Consider the following 16,069-nt stretch of genomic DNA (forward strand, 5'->3'; position numbering starts at 1 on the left):
GGGTTCTCGGGCTCATCCGGTCGAGGCGGGACACCGTTTCGAAGCAGGTGCTGTCGGGAAGCGTGGCCAGCACTCGGCTTCGCTTCCTCCCATAGCCCGGCACCCCTCCGCGTGAAGCGCCAAGCGCGAGAGCATACTCCGCTTCATTGACAATCGTTCCCATCAGGGAAATCCTGGCGATGAAGCCCGCGCATATGAAAGAGACGCGATGCCTGCCATCCTGCATTTCGAGGCGACCGAGGCCATTTGGAACGAAGCGCCCGACCTGAGGAGTCGCCAGCTATGAACCCACTGAAGCCAAAGCCCGGCGATGCACTGGACACACTCTCGACGCCCGTTCCCGTCATTGATGAGGATGTTATGGCGGGGAACATCGCGCGGGTGCAGGCCTATATGGACCGGCACAAGATCGCCTTCCGGCCGCATATCAAGACGCACAAGGTAGTCGCCATCGCCGAGGCGCAGCGGGCCGCCGGCGCGCGCGGCATCAACTGCCAGAAGATCACCGAGGCGGAAATCTTCGCCAACGCCGGTTTTGACGACATCCTGATCACCTACAACATCCTCGGCCGGGAGAAGATCGCCCGACTGGCCGCCCTCAACCAGCGCCTTTCGGCACTGAAGGTGACGGCGGACAGTGCGGTGACGGTCGATGGCCTTGCGCAGGCGTTCAGCGGCAGCAAGCCGCTCACGGTTCTGGTGGAGTGCGACACGGGCGGCGGCCGCTGTGGTGTGCAAACGCCAACCGACGCGCTGGCGCTCGCCCGCCAGATCACCCGCGCCGAGGGCCTGACCTTCGGCGGTTTGATGACCTATCCTAAGCCGAAAAGCGCTGCCGCCATCGAATCCTGGTTTTCGGAAGCCCTTTCCCTGCTCAGGGCGGAAGGCATACCCTGCCCGATCGTCAGCAATGCCGGCACCCCGAGCCTCTTCGAAGCACACGAGGTGCCATCTGCGACCGAGCACCGCGCCGGCACCTATGTCTATAACGACCGGTCCATGGTGCGCGCTGGCCACTGCACCATTGACCAGTGCGCCATGCACATCCTGGTCACCGTGGTTTCGTGCCCGACGGAAGACCGCGCCATCATCGACGCCGGTTCGAAGACGCTGACCTCCGATCTCCTCGGCTTTTCCGACTACGGCCACATCCTCGAATATCCGGACGCTGTAATCCGCGCGCTGTCGGAGGAGCATGGCACGGTTGATCTTTCGCGCTGCTCCGGCCCGCGGCCGAAGATCGGCGACCGGCTGCGGATCGTGCCGAATCACACCTGCGTGGTTTCAAACCTCTTCGATGAAATGATCTTCCATCGCGTCGGCCGCGTTACCCGCATCGAACCCGTCGCCGCTCGCGGTATGGTGTGGTAGGCGTCGCCCCGGGCAGGCTCACACAGGCGCGAGCACATTCGGGTGAACGGGCCTTAGAGCGCGGCGGCTTTGGGTCATTTCAGGTTTTTTATGAACGCTGCAATGATCCAAATTCTTGTATTTTATGAATTCCGGACGAAAACCGGTGGCCACTTTCTCGGGGAAGATGACGCGGTACTGGCGCTCTTTCTTACCGTCATCCAAACCACCCCTATCGTCATCAAGCCACCTCCCCACCGCCGACCGAGTTACGATGGATGTGGCACTATTGGACCACGGTTAGGCGCTCCGCTGCTTCTGGATAACAATGCGAGATGCTTCACGGTTTCCGGAATGACGGAATTTGAGCGCCATGGCTTCCTGCGGGATAAGGAAAAAGGGCGCCCACGACGCGCCAGCTTGGGCGGGTTTTATCTTGTTGCAGGGCCGGAAACAATTTCCGGCCCCAGGCAGGCCAAGAGAGATGCGCGCCTTCAGACCGCCTGCCGCTGCAGGAGGCGGCAGAGCTCATCGAGCTGTTCGAGAGTGCGATATGCGATGCGCATCTCGCCGCCCTTTTCCTTGTGGTTAATCGTGACCTTGAGCCCCGTATGATCGCTCAGCAGCTTCTCGAGCGACAGCGTATCCGGGTCCTTCTCCTGGCGCACTGACGAGCGTTCCCGCCCGGCCGGCTTTTCGGGCGCACTGGCGAGCGCCTCCGCCTGTCGCACCGAAAGCCCTTCCTCGATGATGCGCCGGGCGAGCCCCACCGGATCAGCAGCGTTGACGAGCGTCCTCGCATGGCCCGCGGTCAAAGATCCGTCTGCGACAAGATCAATGACAGCCGGAGGCAGCTTCAGAAGCCGCAGCGTATTGGCCACATGGCTGCGGCTTTTCCCGATCACCTGCCCCAGATCCGCCTGGGTGTAGTTGTGCTCGTCCATCAGCTGCTGATAACCTCGCGCCTCCTCGAGGGGATTGAGGTCTGTGCGCTGGACATTTTCGATGATGGCAAGCTCCAGCGCGGCCTTGTCGTCGACATCGCGGATGATCACCGGAATTTCTGCGAGCCCGGCACGCTGGGCGGCACGCCAACGGCGCTCGCCGGCTATGATCTCATAACGTCCGGTGCCTCCGGCGGGCCGTACCACCACAGGCTGCACGATCCCGTGCTCGCGGATTGACTGAGCAAGATCGGCGAGTTCGGCTTCAGCGAAATTGCGCCGGGGATTTCGCGGATTGGGCGAGACAAACTCTATCGGCACCGTGCGGTCCGCCCGCACCGACACCTGCTCCTGCGCCGGCGGCTTGTCGATTTCGCCGATAAGGGCTGCGAGGCCCCGGCCGAGGCGTTTACGTGAAAGATCTTCATTCATGGCGTCCACCAGTTGACTTTACGCGGCATCAGGCTGCCCGAAGGCGACGCTCCCGCCGGATGACCTCCGACGCGAGCTGCAGATATGCCTGGCTGCCCGAGCATTTCAGATCGTAGAGGATCGCCGGTTTCCCATAGGACGGCGCTTCGGACACCCGCACGTTCCGCGGGATCACGGTTTCATAGACCGTATCGCCCATATGGGCGCGGACATCCTCGACCACCTGATTGGCGAGGTTGTTCCGCCTGTCAAACATGGTGAGAACAATGCCCTGTATGGTTAAGGCAGGGTTAATGGAGCCGCGAATCTGCTCCACCGTCTGAAGAAGCTGACTGAGGCCCTCAAGCGCGAAGAATTCGCACTGGAGCGGCACCAGAACAGAATCCGCCGCCGCCATGGCATTAAGTGTAAGGAGGTTGAGCGAGGGTGGGCAATCGATGAGTACATAGGAGAAGGGGATACCACCAGTCACTTCACGCAAAGCGCGCCGTAGCTTCAGCACGCGGTCGGGCGCCGAGGAAATCTCCATCTCGATGCCAAGTAGGTCGAGCGTGGAGGGAATGATAGAAAGCCCCGGGACGACCGTTTCCATCGCGCTTTCCTTGACGCTCGCGCTTCCCGTCAGCACGTCGTAGGAAGACACCAGCCGCGCCTGACGGTCGATCCCGAGGCCCGTGCTCGCATTTCCCTGTGGATCGAGATCGACGATCAACACGCACTCTCCGATCGCCGCCAGTGCCGTCGCCAGATTAATGGCCGTGGTGGTCTTGCCCACGCCGCCTTTCTGGTTCGCCACGGTGATTATGCGTGATGGCTTATTCATGGATGCCCCTACAAGCAAAACTCTGAGCCATCGGCCGCATCAGGCGCGGTGAAGATCGCGAATCTCCAGAATCACGCCGTCGCCGACCTTGTCGCGGTGTTCTACCAGATCGAATCGCCAAGCGTCACTGCTTTCTTCCAATTCCCTTTGGAAATCCCTGCCTTTATGCAGGAGAGCGCGAGCGCCCTGCCTCATCCAGGGTTCTATCAACAGAAACAGACGTGGAAGCGGCGCTAGTGCCCGAGCCGTAATGATCTGCGGCGCGGGAACATCTTGATAACAATCCTCGATCCGTCGGGGAAGTATGCGGGTCGGCGCCTTCAAGGCAGCGAGGGTCGTTTGAAGAAAGGCCGCTTTCTTGCGGTTGCTTTCGATCAGAGTCACTTGAGAATCAGAACGCCGCGAAATGAGGATAGCAATGATGGCGCCCGGAAATCCGCCACCGGAGCCGAGATCTAGCCAGCGGGACGCCTCGGGAGCCAACGGCATAAGCTGCGCGCTATCAAGAATGTGCCGGTCCCAAAGCCGCGGCAGCGTCGAGGGGGCGGCCAGATTGATGCGGCTTGCCCAGCGGAGAAATTCGCTCTGAAAGGCTTCCAAATCGGCCAATGTTTCACGTGAAACGGGGCCAGAAATGGCCTGCAACTCACGATAGAGGTCTTCTCTCACTATGCACTCTGCCTGCGCAAATTATTCCTAATTGTCATCAGAATCAGTGCGAGCGCAGCCGGGGTCATCCCGTCGATCCGCTGAGCTTCCGCAAGTGTGCGGGGGCGCCTGCGCTTCAACTTGTCCCGTAGCTCGTTCGAAAGCCCGGGGACCGCATCAAAATTCGTTTCCTCCGGTATAGCCGTTCTCTCTTCCTGCCTGATCATCTCGGTGTCGGCTGCCTGACGCTCCAGATAGACGGCATAACGCGCTTCCGTTTCCAGCCGCTCAGCAACCTTGGGCGGGATCGTACCGAACTCGGGCCAGATGGACGAAAGGCGCTCGAGTGTCACATCCGGATAGGCCAGTAGATCATAGGCTGTGCGGCGGATGCCGTCCCGGTTGAGGATGATTCCATGCCTTTCTGCCTCATTTGGCGTGAGATCGCGGGACTTAGCCAATGAGCGTGCTTCCTCAAGAGCCTTTTCCCATGCCTCAAACCGCCTGCGCCGCTCCGCTGATGCAATGCCCCATTCGATTGCCAGAGGCGTAAGCCGCGTATCCGCATTATCTGCACGAAGCGATAGGCGAAATTCTGCACGCGAGGTGAACATGCGGTAGGGTTCCGTGACGCCGCGGGAAACGAGATCGTCCACCATCACGCCGATGTAAGATTGGGTGCGGCTAAGGCTCACCGGTTCCGCGCCACCGGCAAGTCGCGCCGCATTGATACCTGCAAGAATTCCCTGCGCGGCCGCCTCCTCATATCCGGTCGTGCCGTTAATCTGCCCCGCGAGGAATAGGCCGCGTACCCTGCGGGTCTGCAGCGTCGGTTCAAGTTCGCGCGGGTCCACGTGATCATATTCTATGGCGTAGCCCGGCTGCAGAACGCGGGCATTCTCCAATCCCGGGATAGTCCGCAAGAAGGCATGCTGCACATCCTCGGGCAGGGAGGTCGAAATACCGTTGGGATAGACGGTGTCATCGTTCAGCCCCTCCGGCTCGAGAAAGATCTGGTGCCCATCCCGATCGCCGAACTTCACGATCTTGTCCTCAATGGACGGGCAGTAGCGCGGCCCGATACCCTCAATCGCGCCAGAATACATGGCCGAGCGATGGATATTCTCCCGAATGATGCGGTGCGTTTCGGGTATGGTCCTCGTGATCCCGCAGGAAATCTGCGGATTGGCCAGGCTATCGGTCAGAAGCGAAAAGAAAACGGGCTCCTCGTCCGGTTCCTGCCTGCCGAGACCGTCCCACATGATCGTGCGGCCGTCGAGGCGTGGCGGTGTTCCGGTCTTGAGCCGCCCCAAGGCAAAGCCGGCCGCTACCATGGATGCGGACAGACGCTGTGCGGCAGGCTCGTTCATGCGGCCCGCTGGTATTTTCCGCTCACCAATATGAATCAGTCCGCGCAGAAATGTGCCGGTGGTGAGGACGACAGCACCGCAATCGATGCGCCGTTCGCCGGAAAGGATGACGTGTGTGATTCGCCCGTTGCCGATACCCAGGGCGTGCGCTTCGGCCTCGATGACGGTGAGACCAGCCTGTTCCGCGATGGCGGTCTGCATGGCCTTGCGGTAAAGCTTCCGGTCCGCCTGAGTGCGCGGGCCTCGTACGGCCGGCCCCTTGCGCCTGTTCAGAAGGCGGAACTGGATGCTGGCAGCATCCGCTACACGGCCCATCAACCCGTCTAGCGCATCCACTTCACGCACGAGCTGGCCCTTGCCGATGCCACCGATGGCGGGGTTGCAGGACATTACGCCGATCGTGTCCCGCCGCAAGGTAACGAGCGCCGTGCGCGCGCCAGCGCGCGCGGCCGCCGCGGCAGCCTCGCAGCCGGCGTGCCCACCGCCGATGACAACAACGTCGAATGAAGTCTGCTCCGCAATCATGGCGAGGAGATGCGTGCTTCTGCGCCTCGCGTCAAGCCCGCAGGAAAGGTTTCACGTGAAACCTGCTCACTCGAGCCGCAGTGTTTCACGTGAGTCATGCGCGGTCCCTCGCATAAGTGTTTCACGTGAATCACTTGCCGACACAGAAGGTGGAGAAAATCTCGTCCAGTAAATGCTCCACATCAATTTCGCCTAGAATTTGGGCGAGCGCCTGTCCGGCGCGGCGGAGGTTTTCGGCTCTAAGCTCCAACCCGTCATTCTCCCGTTCAAGCGCAAAACCCAGCTCAGCCGCCGCCTCATTGAGAAGCGCCACGTGCCGGGCACGGAAGGGCAGTACGTTTCCAATACAGGACGAGAAGCCTTCACTTGCCTCCCGCAGAAGGCCGAGAAGACGATCGAGGCCTTCACCAGTATGGGCAGAGATGACGCAGTCATAGTCTTGTGGCCGAGAACCGGGCGGGACCAAATCGCTCTTCGTTCCGATCCTGATGGCCTGCGCGCCGCCGGGTATCTCGACGGGATGCGGCGCGGCCATATCCTCAAGTAGCAACACCAGATCCGCCTTGCGCGCCCGCTCCAGCGAGCGCTCGATACCGATGGCCTCGACTCGTCCTTCGGCTTCGCGGATACCGGCTGTATCGGCCAGCACTACCTTCATCCCGCCGATATCCAGAGCGACCTCCAGAACATCACGCGTGGTGCCCGGTTCATCGGTCACGATCGCTACCTCGCGGCGGGCGAGCGCGTTAAGCAGGGTGGATTTGCCGGCATTGGGCGCGCCAATGATCACCACCTGAAAGCCGTCGCGGATTATCTCGGCGTCGCGATAGGTTGCGGCATGGGCCGTAATGACATCACGCAGCGCTGCCACCTCTGGCCATACCGTGTCAGCCACCGAACCGGGCACGTCCGATTCATCGGCAAAATCGAGCTCCGCCTCGATCAGGGCACGGGCTCGTATGAGCTGTTGCCGCCACTTATCGTAGAGCTTGCGATGAGCCTCCGTGGTGTTGGCGAGAGCGAACCGCCTCTGTGCTTCCGTTTCCGCCGCAATCAGGTCGGATAGCGCTTCGGCGCCGGGCAAATCGATCTTGCCGTTAAGAAACGCCCGCCTGGTAAATTCTCCAGCCTCGGCCATCCGGAGACCCGGAAAAGCTCCGAGCGCTTCCAGAACCGCCGTCACCACGGCGCGCCCACCGTGGAGATGCAATTCGCCGCAATCCTCGCCGGTGAAACTCGCCGGTCCCGGGAAAAACAGAACCAGCCCCCGATCAAGCTGATTACCCTCGCCCGACTTTATGTCTCTCAGCTGCGCCTGGCGCGGCGGGGGAAGGGTACCAGCCATTTTCCGGATGACTGTGCGCGTGGCAGGCCCTGACAGCCGGACTACGGCGATGCCAGAGGGCAGCGCCCCGCTTGACAGGGCAAAGATTGTGTCGCGCGGCATTTGATCCGTCATCTACGACGCTCTACCTTTGAAACGATCCGACAACAGGAGATGACCGTGGCCCTTCCTGCGAAGAACCTTCTCGGCAACGAGACCAGCCCCTATCTCCTGCAGCACAGGAACAACCCGGTGCATTGGCGCGCCTGGTCCGTGGAGGCTCTGCAGGAAGCCAAGGCGCTTGAACGCCCCATCCTCCTTTCCATCGGCTACGCGGCGTGCCACTGGTGTCACGTCATGGCCCACGAATGCTTTGAGGATGACGAGGTGGCGGAAGTCATGAACCGTCTCTTCGTGAATATCAAGGTGGACCGGGAGGAGCGACCCGACATCGACCAGATCTATATGACGGCGCTCGGTGCCATGGGAGAGCAGGGTGGCTGGCCGCTGACGATGTTTCTCACGCCGGACGCAAAGCCTTTCTGGGGCGGCACCTACTTTCCCAAAACCGCAAAATTCGGTCGCCCCGGATTTGTTGAAGTGATGAATGCGGTGCATGCGGCCTGGCAGGAAAAGAAGCAGCAGCTGACGCGCAGTGCCGAAGCGCTTTCCGCGCATGTGCAAAAACGGCTTGCGCCTGCCGGTCGGACAGGGCATGGCCTGGAGCCGCCCCTTCACGCACTCGCAGGCAAAATCGCGTCCGCGATGGATCCTCAGACAGGTGGGTTGCGGGGCGGACCGAAGTTCCCGAATGCGCCCTTTCTCGATCTGCTTTGGCTTGATTGGCTCAAACACCGGAGCGCAGAGCATCGCGACGCCGTGTTACGGACCCTACGTCACATGCTTTCCGGCGGCATTTACGATCACGTCGGCGGCGGACTTGCGCGCTATTCCACGGACGCACATTGGCTCGTACCTCATTTCGAGAAGATGCTATACGACAACGCCCAGCTCATCCGGTTGGCATGTTACGCCTATGGTGAAACGAATGACCAATTGTTCCGGATGCGAATCGAGGAGACGGTTGACTGGATGCTGCGGGAGATGCGTGTTGAAGGCGGCGCATTTGCCTCCAGCCTAGACGCGGATTCGGAGGGCGAGGAGGGCAAATTCTATCTGTGGAACCGCGCGCAGATCGAAGATGTGCTCGGCACAGAAGCGGATGAATTGCTGGCGGTCTACAGTCTGGCTAGCCCGCCGGGCTGGGAGGGTGACCCCATCCTTCACCGACTCGATCATCCGGAACCACTCCCGCAGGAGCAGGAGAGGCGCCTTCGCGAGTTGCTCAACAAGTTGCGCGAGCGGCGAGATTCACGCGTCCGGCCGGCGCGGGACGACAAAATGCTCGTGGATTGGAACGGGCTGGCTATCACGGCTCTTGCCATCGCCGGCAGGCAGCTCGATCGGTCTAACTGGATCGAGGCTGCTTCAAAAGCCTTTCGTTCCGTATGCGAATCGAGGCAGGAGGGCCGTCTTCCTCACAGCATAGGCGGTCAGAAATGCCTCTTCCCAGGCATTGCGAGCGACTATGCCGCCATGATCTCCGCCGCAGTGGCTCTCCATGGAGCGTTGCAGGATCAGCAATATATCCGGCAGGCCGAAGCGTGGGCGGAGATGCTCGACCGCTGGCACGGCGACGAGACGAGAACCGGCTATTACCTGACCGCTTCCGACAGCCCGGATGTTCCCATCCGCATCCGAGGGGATGTGGATGAAGCCATTCCATCCGCCACAGCGCAGATCATTACAGCTCTCGTGCAGCTCTCCAGCGCCAGCGGCAATCACGCCTTCTATGAAAAGGCGACACAAGTTGCCGAAGCCGCGCTCGCCCGCTCGCTTGGACAGTTCTCTGGCCAGACGGGCATCGTTCACGCGGCATCCATAGCGCGGCAGCCGCTGAAACTGCTCATGAACGATCCTTCAGGCGAGACATTCGTTCCAGTCGCGAATCGACTTCCCGATCCGAGGCGGGTCGATATTGTTCTCGGACCGGAAGAGGGACCGGCTGAGCGCCAGGCGGGCATAATAGTCGATCGTACCGTTCCCGCAGCATATCTCTGCATCGGCCAAAGCTGCCTTCCGCCGTTTCGCGACGCAACGACGCTGGAAGCAGCCCTGCGCTCGTCACTCGCGGGCGATCATGGTTAGGGGCAGTAAAGCAGGTTTTTGCATCGTGCCCTCAAGCCGAAAAGGCCGGGCTGTTTGAGCCCGGCCCATCTTCCAAAATAAAGCCGATTTCCTCCATGCCACGGCTGAAGCGCCCATCTAAAAGGGCACTCAGGTGTTCATGGAATCGAAGAACTCCGCGTTGCTCTTGGTCTGCTTGAGCTTGTCGATGAGGAACTCGATCGCGTCCGTCGTGCCCATGGGCGCGAGGATGCGCCGCAGCACGAATATTTTCTGCAGGTCCTGGCGTGGCACCAGCAGATCTTCCTTGCGCGTACCGGACTTGAGGATATCCATCGCGGGATAGATGCGCTTGTCGGCCACCTTCCGGTCGAGCACGATTTCCGAGTTGCCCGTACCCTTGAATTCCTCGAAAATGACCTCGTCCATCCGGCTGCCGGTGTCAATCAGCGCGGTTGCGATGATGGTGAGCGAGCCGCCTTCCTCGATGTTGCGCGCAGCGCCGAAGAAGCGTTTCGGCCGCTGCAGTGCGTTTGCGTCGACACCACCCGTCAGAACCTTGCCGGAGGAAGGCACGACGGTGTTGTAGGCGCGGCCAAGACGTGTGATCGAATCCAGAAGGATGACCACGTCACGGCCGTGTTCCACCAGCCTCTTTGCCTTCTCGATCACCATCTCAGCCACTTGCACGTGCCGTGTGGCGGGCTCGTCGAAGGTCGAGGAAATCACCTCGCCCTTCACCGAGCGCTGCATGTCCGTCACTTCCTCGGGCCGTTCGTCGATGAGGAGCACGATGAGGAAACATTCCGGATGGTTCGTGGTGATCGAGTGCGCGATGTTCTGAAGCAGCACCGTCTTACCGGTACGAGGCGGCGCCACGATCAAGGCACGCTGCCCCTTGCCGAGTGGCGCCACCAGATCGATGACGCGCGCGGACAGATCCTTCGTAGTCGGATTTTCGATCTCCATCTTCAGCCGCTCGTTGGGATAGAGCGGCGTCAGATTGTCGAAATGAATCTTGTGCCGGATTTTCTCCGGGTCCTCGAAATTGATCGTATTGACCTTGAGCAGGGCGAAATACCGCTCGCCTTCTTTGGGGCTGCGAATGGGGCCCTCCACCGTGTCGCCGGTCTTCAGCGAGAAGCGGCGAATCTGGGAAGGCGAAATATAGATGTCGTCCGGGCCCGGCAGATAGTTGGCCGTCGCGGAGCGCAGGAAACCGAAGCCGTCCTGCAAGACCTCGACCACACCTTCGCCGATGATCTCGATATCCTGCGTCGAGAGCTTCTTCAGGATGGCGAACATCAGCTCCTGCTTGCGCATGATGCTGGCGTTCTCCACCTCAAGCGATTCGGCGAACGCGATGAGATCGGTCGGCGATTTGCTTTTGAGCTCCTGGAGTTTCATTTCCTGCATAGGTGCGGACTCTGTTTGAAGCATTGGGAAGCACCGATGATAGAGGGTTGCCTAGGCGGCACCGGCCGTTCCGCAACCTGAAAAACGGCACCGGACATGGAGGGAGGAGCGCCTTTTTTATCGCCCCGGCGGAAAAAGAGCAAGGTGCCTTTTCGCTCGTCACGCCAGTCCGGCCGCATCCCGCGGCGGGGGCGATCGCGTCAAAACGGCTTAACAATCACGAGTATGACGATCACCACCATCAGCAGGGCCGGCACCTCGTTGAGCATGCGCCAATGACGTGCTGGTTTAGTATTGCGGTCAGCCTCGAAGAGCCGCTGCGCCCGGGACAAATAGCCGTGTAGAGCCGAAAGAAGCAGCACCGCGGCTAGCTTGGCGTGAAGCCACCCGACCGCAAAACCAAAGCCTTTCCACGCCAGCCAGAAGCCGAACACCCATGAAGCGGTCATCGCGGGATTGATGATGAGGCGCAGAAGGCGCCGTTCCATGACCTTGAAGGTTTCTGCCTGGGGAGAACCGGCGCCTGCCTCGGCGTGATACACGAACAGTCGCGGCAGATAGAACATCCCCGCCATCCAGGAGATGACGGCGATCACGTGGAGGGCTTTGATCCAATTATATAGGTCGTCGGGCGCCACAAAAAAGAGGAGCGCCGTCAACACCGCGAAAATCAGCAACGCGATCGTCGCCCGCCGCGCCGCCTTCCGGCCTTCGTCACTTGCTTCCGCGCTCATGCTCTTGCGTCCCGCACCTGCCTTATCATCGCTTCCACGTGTTCAAGCGGCGTGTCGGGTGTAATCCCGTGGCCGAGATTGAAGATTAGGGGCCCCGATCCCAATACCCTCAGAATGGCCTCGACGCCTTCCGAAAGCGCCCGGCCTCCCGCCACAAGGCGCAAGGGGTCCAGATTCCCCTGCACCGCGCCTTCCTTCTGCAACCGCCGCGCATGTTCGAGCGGCACCGTCCAGTCAAGACCCAGCGCTGTCACGCCGGTTGCCTGGCGATAGCCCGATAAGAGCGCGCCCGCCCCTTTCGGGAAACCGATGATAGGAACTTGCGGGTGTTTTTTCTTCACCCGGCGCACGATTTCCGCGACGGGCCGCACGCACCAGCGATCAAAGCTCGCCTCATCGAGTATCCCGGCCCAGGAATCAAAGATCTGCACGGCGTCGACACCGGTCTCGATCTGGCGGATCAAATATTCAGCCGACCAGGCGGCGATCACGTCGAGAAGCCGCGCGAAGGCCTCGGGTGACCTGTATCCGAAAAGCCGCGCGGGCGCCTGATCTGGCGTTCCCCGGCCTGCCACCATATAGGTGGCGATCGTCCATGGCGCGCCGCAAAAGCCGATGAGCGCCGTTTCGGCAGGCAGCTCGTGCCGCAGGCGTCTCACCGCTTCATAAACCGGCGCCAGCCTCTCATGGAAGGACGAGCCATCTAGCCCATCTATGTCCCTTTCTAAAATCGGCGTCATCAGAGGGCCCGCGCCTTCTTCAAAACGCAAATCCCGGCCGAGCGCATGCGGCACGACGAGAATGTCGGAAAACAGAATGGCGGCATCGAAACCGAAGCGCCGGATCGGCTGCAGCGTCACTTCGACGGCGAGATCGGGATCGTAGCACAGGTCAAGGAACCCGCCCGCCTGTTTGCGTGTTTCCCGATACTCAGGGAGATAGCGTCCGGCTTGCCGCATCATCCAGATGGGCGGCGGGAAGACGGTCTTTCCCTTCAGTACGTCGAGGAATTTTCCGGCTACCACGTTCAGGACCTCTCGATTCATAAAATTTAAAGGAATCCAAAAGAGGATTCTGATTCTAAGAGTCTGTTTGGAACGTGGATTAAATCCTGTCCACGCCGGCGCCGTTCGCGCGAGCGCGCATATTGCCGCGCTTTTGTGAAATCCACTGGCAAGAATAACGGGGAAAGCGCCGGATTACCATGAGCATTCAGCGCTTTGGCCTTGTCCATCTGTCGGTGGCATTCGAGCACTTATGTGGAGAAAATACCTTTTTCCCGCAATTCTCTACAGCCGGATTTCCTTGTCCATCACGTGGCGGGATGTGGATGAAAGACCTGCTTTTCCATTGCCGCAGGTCTCGTCACGCCAAAGCCGGCGCGCTATCAACAGCTCTCCACAGCGGGAGCTAAAGATGTGCATAAGCCGCAGAGCTTCTTTCATCTGCATCTGATTTCCGATGCCACAGGCGAGACCCTTCTGGCGGCGGGGCGGGCTGCCGCCGCGCAATACAAGAACGTCCGCGCGATCGAGCACATCTACCCGCTTGTGCGCACGCAGAAGCAGCTTGAGAAAGTGTTCGATAATATCGACCGGCAGCCCGGCATCGTGCTCTACACGATCGTAGATCAGACGCTGGCGCGCTTGGTCGATGAACGCTGCGCCGCCATGGGGCTGCCTAGCGTGTCGGTGCTCGAACCGGTCCTGAATGTCCTGCAGTCCTATCTCGGCCCGCCGGCGGGCCGGCGGGTTGGAGCCCAATATGTGCTTGATGCGGACTATTTCCGCCGGATCGACGCCCTCAATTTCACGATGGAGCACGATGACGGGCAGCTTCCCCAAGACGTCGATCAGGCGGAGATCGTGCTGGTGGGGATTTCACGTACCTCAAAGACGCCGACCAGCATTTATCTCGCCAATCGCGGCATCAGGACCGCCAACATACCCATCCTTCTGGACATGCCCCTGCCGCAGGAACTAGCGCGTGCGCGCGGTCCGCTGATCGTGGGCCTCGTCGCCTCCGCCGAGCGCATCGCGCAGGTGCGGCGGAACCGGGTTCTGGGCGCGGAATGCAGCTCCTATACTGATCGGTCAGCCATCACCCAGGAGCTTGAATATGCGCGCCAGCTCTGCAACCGGCATGGCTGGCCGATCATCGACGTTACGCGGCGCTCGATTGAAGAGACCGCGGCCGCCATACTGGCCTTACGCGGCAAATCCTGGTGAGCGGAGAGGAAAATCCATGTCACAGCAGAACGCAACCCTCATCCTCGCCTCCACCAGCCCCTTCCGCAGGCAGCTTCTCGAAAACGCTGGGCTCTCCTTGCGGGTCGTAAAGCCGGGCGTGGACGAGCGGGCGCTGGAAACACCTTTGGAGGGAACAGGCACTGGCCCCGAGGACGTCGCGCTCATTCTTGCGGAAGCCAAGGCAGTGGACGTTTCGGAACGCCATCCCGAAAGCTGGGTGATCGGCGGCGACCAGACGCTTTCCCTTGACGATCGCATCTTTCACAAGCCCCCCGATATGGAGGCTGCACGCCGCCATCTTCTCACCCTATCGGGCCACACGCATCATCTCAACACCGCGGTGGTTCTCGCCCGGGGCGGCGAGGCGGTCTGGCGGCATGTGGCGGTCGCGCGTATGACGATGCGCCGGCTCGATCCAGGCTTCATCGGACGGCACCTGGCGCGCGTAGGCGGCAAGGCACTGGAAAGCGTGGGCGCTTATCAGATAGAAGGCGAGGGAATCCAGCTTTTCGAGCGGATCGAGGGCGATTACTTCACCATTGTCGGGCTGCCCTTGTTGCCGCTGCTTGCAAAACTCAGAGAGGTCGGAGCCATCGATGGCTGAGCATCCACGCGCTTTCGTCTGTGGACATCCAGTCGCACATTCGCGTTCGCCGCTCATTCACGGCTATTGGCTTCGGGAATATGGCATCGAGGGCACATATGAGCGCCGGGACGTTCTCCCGGCGGACTTCGCCGCCTTCCTCTCCGGAATAGGAGAAGAGGGCTACGCGGGCGGCAATGTCACCATACCGCACAAGGAGGCCGCCTACCGCCTGGCAGAATGCCTCGATGAAACAGCCGAGGCGATCGGCGCCGTCAACACGCTCTGGTTTCAGGAGGGGCGCCTGCACGGAAGCAATACGGACGCCTACGGCTTTGCGGCGAATCTCGATGCGGCCCTGCCCGGATGGGACAGGGGCGTTGCCACCGTGCTTGGGGCGGGGGGCGCCGCCCTTGCCATCGTGCATGCGCTTCAAACGCGCGGCTTCGGCGACATCCGGATTGTCAACCGCACGCTCTCCCGTGCGCAGTCCCTGGTGGACCGCTTTAGGGGTGGCACGAGCGCCCATGGCTGGGATGCCGTTCCCGAGCTGCTTGCCGACACCACGCTTCTTATCAACACCACCTCGCTCGGCATGCACGGCAATGAAGGTCCGGCGGTCGATCTCGCCCGACTGCCGGACAGCGCGATCGTCACCGACATCGTCTACGTGCCGCTTGTCACGCCATTGCTTGCTGAGGCTGCCAAACGGAGCCTTCGCACTGTCGACGGGTTGGGCATGCTTCTCCATCAGGCCGTACCGGGTTTCGAACGCTGGTTCGGAAAACGGCCGGAAGTGACCGAGGAACTGCGGCGTACCGTCGTGGCCGACCTGGAGGCCGGAAAGTGATTATCCTCGGCCTTACCGGCTCGATCGGCATGGGCAAATCCACAACCGCCCGCATGTTTGCGGAGGCCGGCGTGCCGGTGCACGATTCGGACGCGGCGGTGCACCGGCTTTACGAAGGCGAGGCGGCGGCTCAGGTCGAAGCGCTTTTTCCCGGCACGACACTGAACGGAAAGGTGGACCGGGAAAGGCTGGCGAAGGTTGTGGTCGATGATCTCCAGGCGCTGCGCAAGCTCGAACAGCTCATTCACCCGCTCGTGCGCAAGGATGCCGGCCGCTTCGTGGAAGCACACCGGAGAAAGGGCACACCGCTCGTCGTGCTCGACATTCCGCTGCTTTTCGAAACAGGCGGAACCGATCGGGTGGACAAGATCCTAGTGGTTACCGCGCCTTATGAGGTCCAGCGCGAGCGCGTGCTCGCGAGGCCGGACATGACCGAAGAAAAGTTTGAAAAGATACTGGCCCGGCAGGTTCCCGATGCGGAAAAGCGCAAGCGCGCGGACTTTCTCATCGACACGAGCCTCGGCATGGAGGCTGCGCGCGAGGCGGTTCACCGGATCATCGCCGAGCTTACCTCAGTCAACTGACAGGACGCTGGCGCTTATCCACCGCTTCCGCCTTGCCATGGGCGTCCGGC

14 protein-coding genes are annotated in these 16,069 nt (G+C 61.0%); 6 read left to right on the plus strand and 8 right to left on the minus strand.

From position 1 onward, the window contains the following. The first annotated feature begins 282 nt into the window (after nucleotides 1-282). Nucleotides 283-1,371 (plus strand): D-TA family PLP-dependent enzyme, encoded by a 1,089-nt coding sequence (locus NYR54_RS02285; RefSeq protein WP_261513810.1) that lies wholly within the window; start codon nucleotides 283-285, stop codon nucleotides 1,369-1,371. 473 nt (nucleotides 1,372-1,844) lie between these two features. Here the strand turns inward: NYR54_RS02285 and NYR54_RS02290 are convergent, their stop codons facing one another. The 5 genes from NYR54_RS02290 to mnmE all read right to left on the minus strand — a co-directional run bounded on the left by NYR54_RS02290 (nucleotide 1,845) and on the right by mnmE (nucleotide 7,539). Then, nucleotides 1,845-2,726, minus strand: a complete 882-nt coding sequence (locus tag NYR54_RS02290; protein ID WP_261513811.1) for a ParB/RepB/Spo0J family partition protein — start codon at nucleotides 2,724-2,726, stop codon at nucleotides 1,845-1,847. Nucleotides 2,727-2,754: 28 nt separating this feature from the next. Continuing rightward, a complete protein-coding gene (locus tag NYR54_RS02295) occupies nucleotides 2,755-3,549 on the minus strand; it encodes a ParA family protein (protein ID WP_261513812.1) in 795 nt (264 codons plus the stop codon). Nucleotides 3,550-3,588: 39 nt separating this feature from the next. Continuing rightward, nucleotides 3,589-4,218: a 16S rRNA (guanine(527)-N(7))-methyltransferase RsmG gene (gene rsmG / locus NYR54_RS02300; RefSeq protein ID WP_261513813.1), complete on the minus strand. Its 630-nt coding sequence runs from the start codon at nucleotides 4,216-4,218 to the stop codon at nucleotides 3,589-3,591. After that, on the minus strand, nucleotides 4,218-6,092 hold the full coding sequence (mnmG, locus tag NYR54_RS02305) for a tRNA uridine-5-carboxymethylaminomethyl(34) synthesis enzyme MnmG (protein WP_261513814.1): 1,875 nt from the start codon (nucleotides 6,090-6,092) through the stop codon (nucleotides 4,218-4,220). Before mnmG ends, rsmG begins: the two co-directional genes overlap by 1 nt. A 130-nt stretch (nucleotides 6,093-6,222) precedes the next feature. Next, nucleotides 6,223-7,539 (minus strand): tRNA uridine-5-carboxymethylaminomethyl(34) synthesis GTPase MnmE, encoded by a 1,317-nt coding sequence (gene mnmE, locus NYR54_RS02310; RefSeq protein WP_261513815.1) that lies wholly within the window; start codon nucleotides 7,537-7,539, stop codon nucleotides 6,223-6,225. A gap of 57 nt (nucleotides 7,540-7,596) precedes the next feature. Between mnmE and NYR54_RS02315 the strand changes: the two genes are divergently transcribed. Then, nucleotides 7,597-9,624, plus strand: a complete 2,028-nt coding sequence (locus NYR54_RS02315) for a thioredoxin domain-containing protein (protein ID WP_261513816.1) — start codon at nucleotides 7,597-7,599, stop codon at nucleotides 9,622-9,624. 129 nt (nucleotides 9,625-9,753) lie between these two features. Here NYR54_RS02315 and rho read toward each other — a convergent pair whose 3' ends face one another. The 3 genes from rho to hemE form a co-directional block, all read right to left on the minus strand. Next, complete coding sequence (rho, locus tag NYR54_RS02320; RefSeq protein WP_261513818.1) at nucleotides 9,754-11,019, minus strand: transcription termination factor Rho; 1,266 nt, start codon at nucleotides 11,017-11,019, stop codon at nucleotides 9,754-9,756. Between the two features lie 200 nt (nucleotides 11,020-11,219). Then, on the minus strand, nucleotides 11,220-11,753 hold the full coding sequence (gene hemJ / locus NYR54_RS02325; RefSeq protein ID WP_261513819.1) for a protoporphyrinogen oxidase HemJ: 534 nt from the start codon (nucleotides 11,751-11,753) through the stop codon (nucleotides 11,220-11,222). After that, nucleotides 11,750-12,799, minus strand: coding sequence for a uroporphyrinogen decarboxylase (hemE, locus tag NYR54_RS02330; RefSeq protein ID WP_261513820.1), 1,050 nt, complete (start codon nucleotides 12,797-12,799; stop codon nucleotides 11,750-11,752). The genes hemJ and hemE overlap by 4 nt, the downstream gene beginning before the upstream one ends. Before the next feature lie 372 nt (nucleotides 12,800-13,171). Here hemE and NYR54_RS02335 point away from each other — a divergent pair, with 372 nt between their 5' ends. Genes NYR54_RS02335 through coaE form a run of 4 tightly spaced genes read left to right on the plus strand, consistent with a single transcriptional unit; the run spans nucleotide 13,172 to nucleotide 16,019 of the window. Continuing rightward, a complete protein-coding gene (locus NYR54_RS02335; RefSeq protein WP_261513821.1) occupies nucleotides 13,172-13,981 on the plus strand; it encodes a pyruvate, water dikinase regulatory protein in 810 nt (269 codons plus the stop codon). A 16-nt stretch (nucleotides 13,982-13,997) separates the two neighbouring features. Next, nucleotides 13,998-14,606, plus strand: a complete 609-nt coding sequence (locus tag NYR54_RS02340) for a Maf-like protein (protein ID WP_261513822.1) — start codon at nucleotides 13,998-14,000, stop codon at nucleotides 14,604-14,606. Further along, entirely contained in the window at nucleotides 14,599-15,435 is an 837-nt protein-coding gene (locus NYR54_RS02345; protein ID WP_261513823.1) for a shikimate dehydrogenase, read from the plus strand. The genes NYR54_RS02340 and NYR54_RS02345 overlap by 8 nt, the downstream gene beginning before the upstream one ends. Beyond that, entirely contained in the window at nucleotides 15,432-16,019 is a 588-nt protein-coding gene (coaE, locus tag NYR54_RS02350) for a dephospho-CoA kinase (protein WP_261513824.1), read from the plus strand. Before NYR54_RS02345 ends, coaE begins: the two co-directional genes overlap by 4 nt. Nucleotides 16,020-16,069: the final 50 nt, after the last annotated feature.

Source organism: Chelativorans petroleitrophicus, assembly GCF_025398195.1.
In the GTDB taxonomy this organism is placed as follows: Bacteria; Pseudomonadota; Alphaproteobacteria; order Rhizobiales; family Rhizobiaceae; genus Chelativorans; species Chelativorans petroleitrophicus.

Excerpts from the sequence above, each read along its gene's own strand:
- rho (WP_261513818.1), bottom strand. The coding sequence starts at position 11,019 with ATGCAGGAAATGAAACTCCAGGAGCTCAAAAGCAAATCGCCGACCGAT.
- NYR54_RS02295 (WP_261513812.1), bottom strand. The coding sequence starts at position 3,549 with ATGAATAAGCCATCACGCATAATCACCGTGGCGAACCAGAAAGGCGGC.
- NYR54_RS02340 (WP_261513822.1), top strand. The coding sequence starts at position 13,998 with ATGTCACAGCAGAACGCAACCCTCATCCTCGCCTCCACCAGCCCCTTC.
- hemJ (WP_261513819.1), bottom strand. The coding sequence starts at position 11,753 with ATGAGCGCGGAAGCAAGTGACGAAGGCCGGAAGGCGGCGCGGCGGGCG.
- NYR54_RS02285 (WP_261513810.1), top strand. The coding sequence starts at position 283 with ATGAACCCACTGAAGCCAAAGCCCGGCGATGCACTGGACACACTCTCG.
- NYR54_RS02290 (WP_261513811.1), bottom strand. The coding sequence starts at position 2,726 with ATGAATGAAGATCTTTCACGTAAACGCCTCGGCCGGGGCCTCGCAGCC.
- mnmE (WP_261513815.1), bottom strand. The coding sequence starts at position 7,539 with ATGCCGCGCGACACAATCTTTGCCCTGTCAAGCGGGGCGCTGCCCTCT.
- hemE (WP_261513820.1), bottom strand. The coding sequence starts at position 12,799 with ATGAATCGAGAGGTCCTGAACGTGGTAGCCGGAAAATTCCTCGACGTA.
- mnmG (WP_261513814.1), bottom strand. The coding sequence starts at position 6,092 with ATGATTGCGGAGCAGACTTCATTCGACGTTGTTGTCATCGGCGGTGGG.
- NYR54_RS02345 (WP_261513823.1), top strand. The coding sequence starts at position 14,599 with ATGGCTGAGCATCCACGCGCTTTCGTCTGTGGACATCCAGTCGCACAT.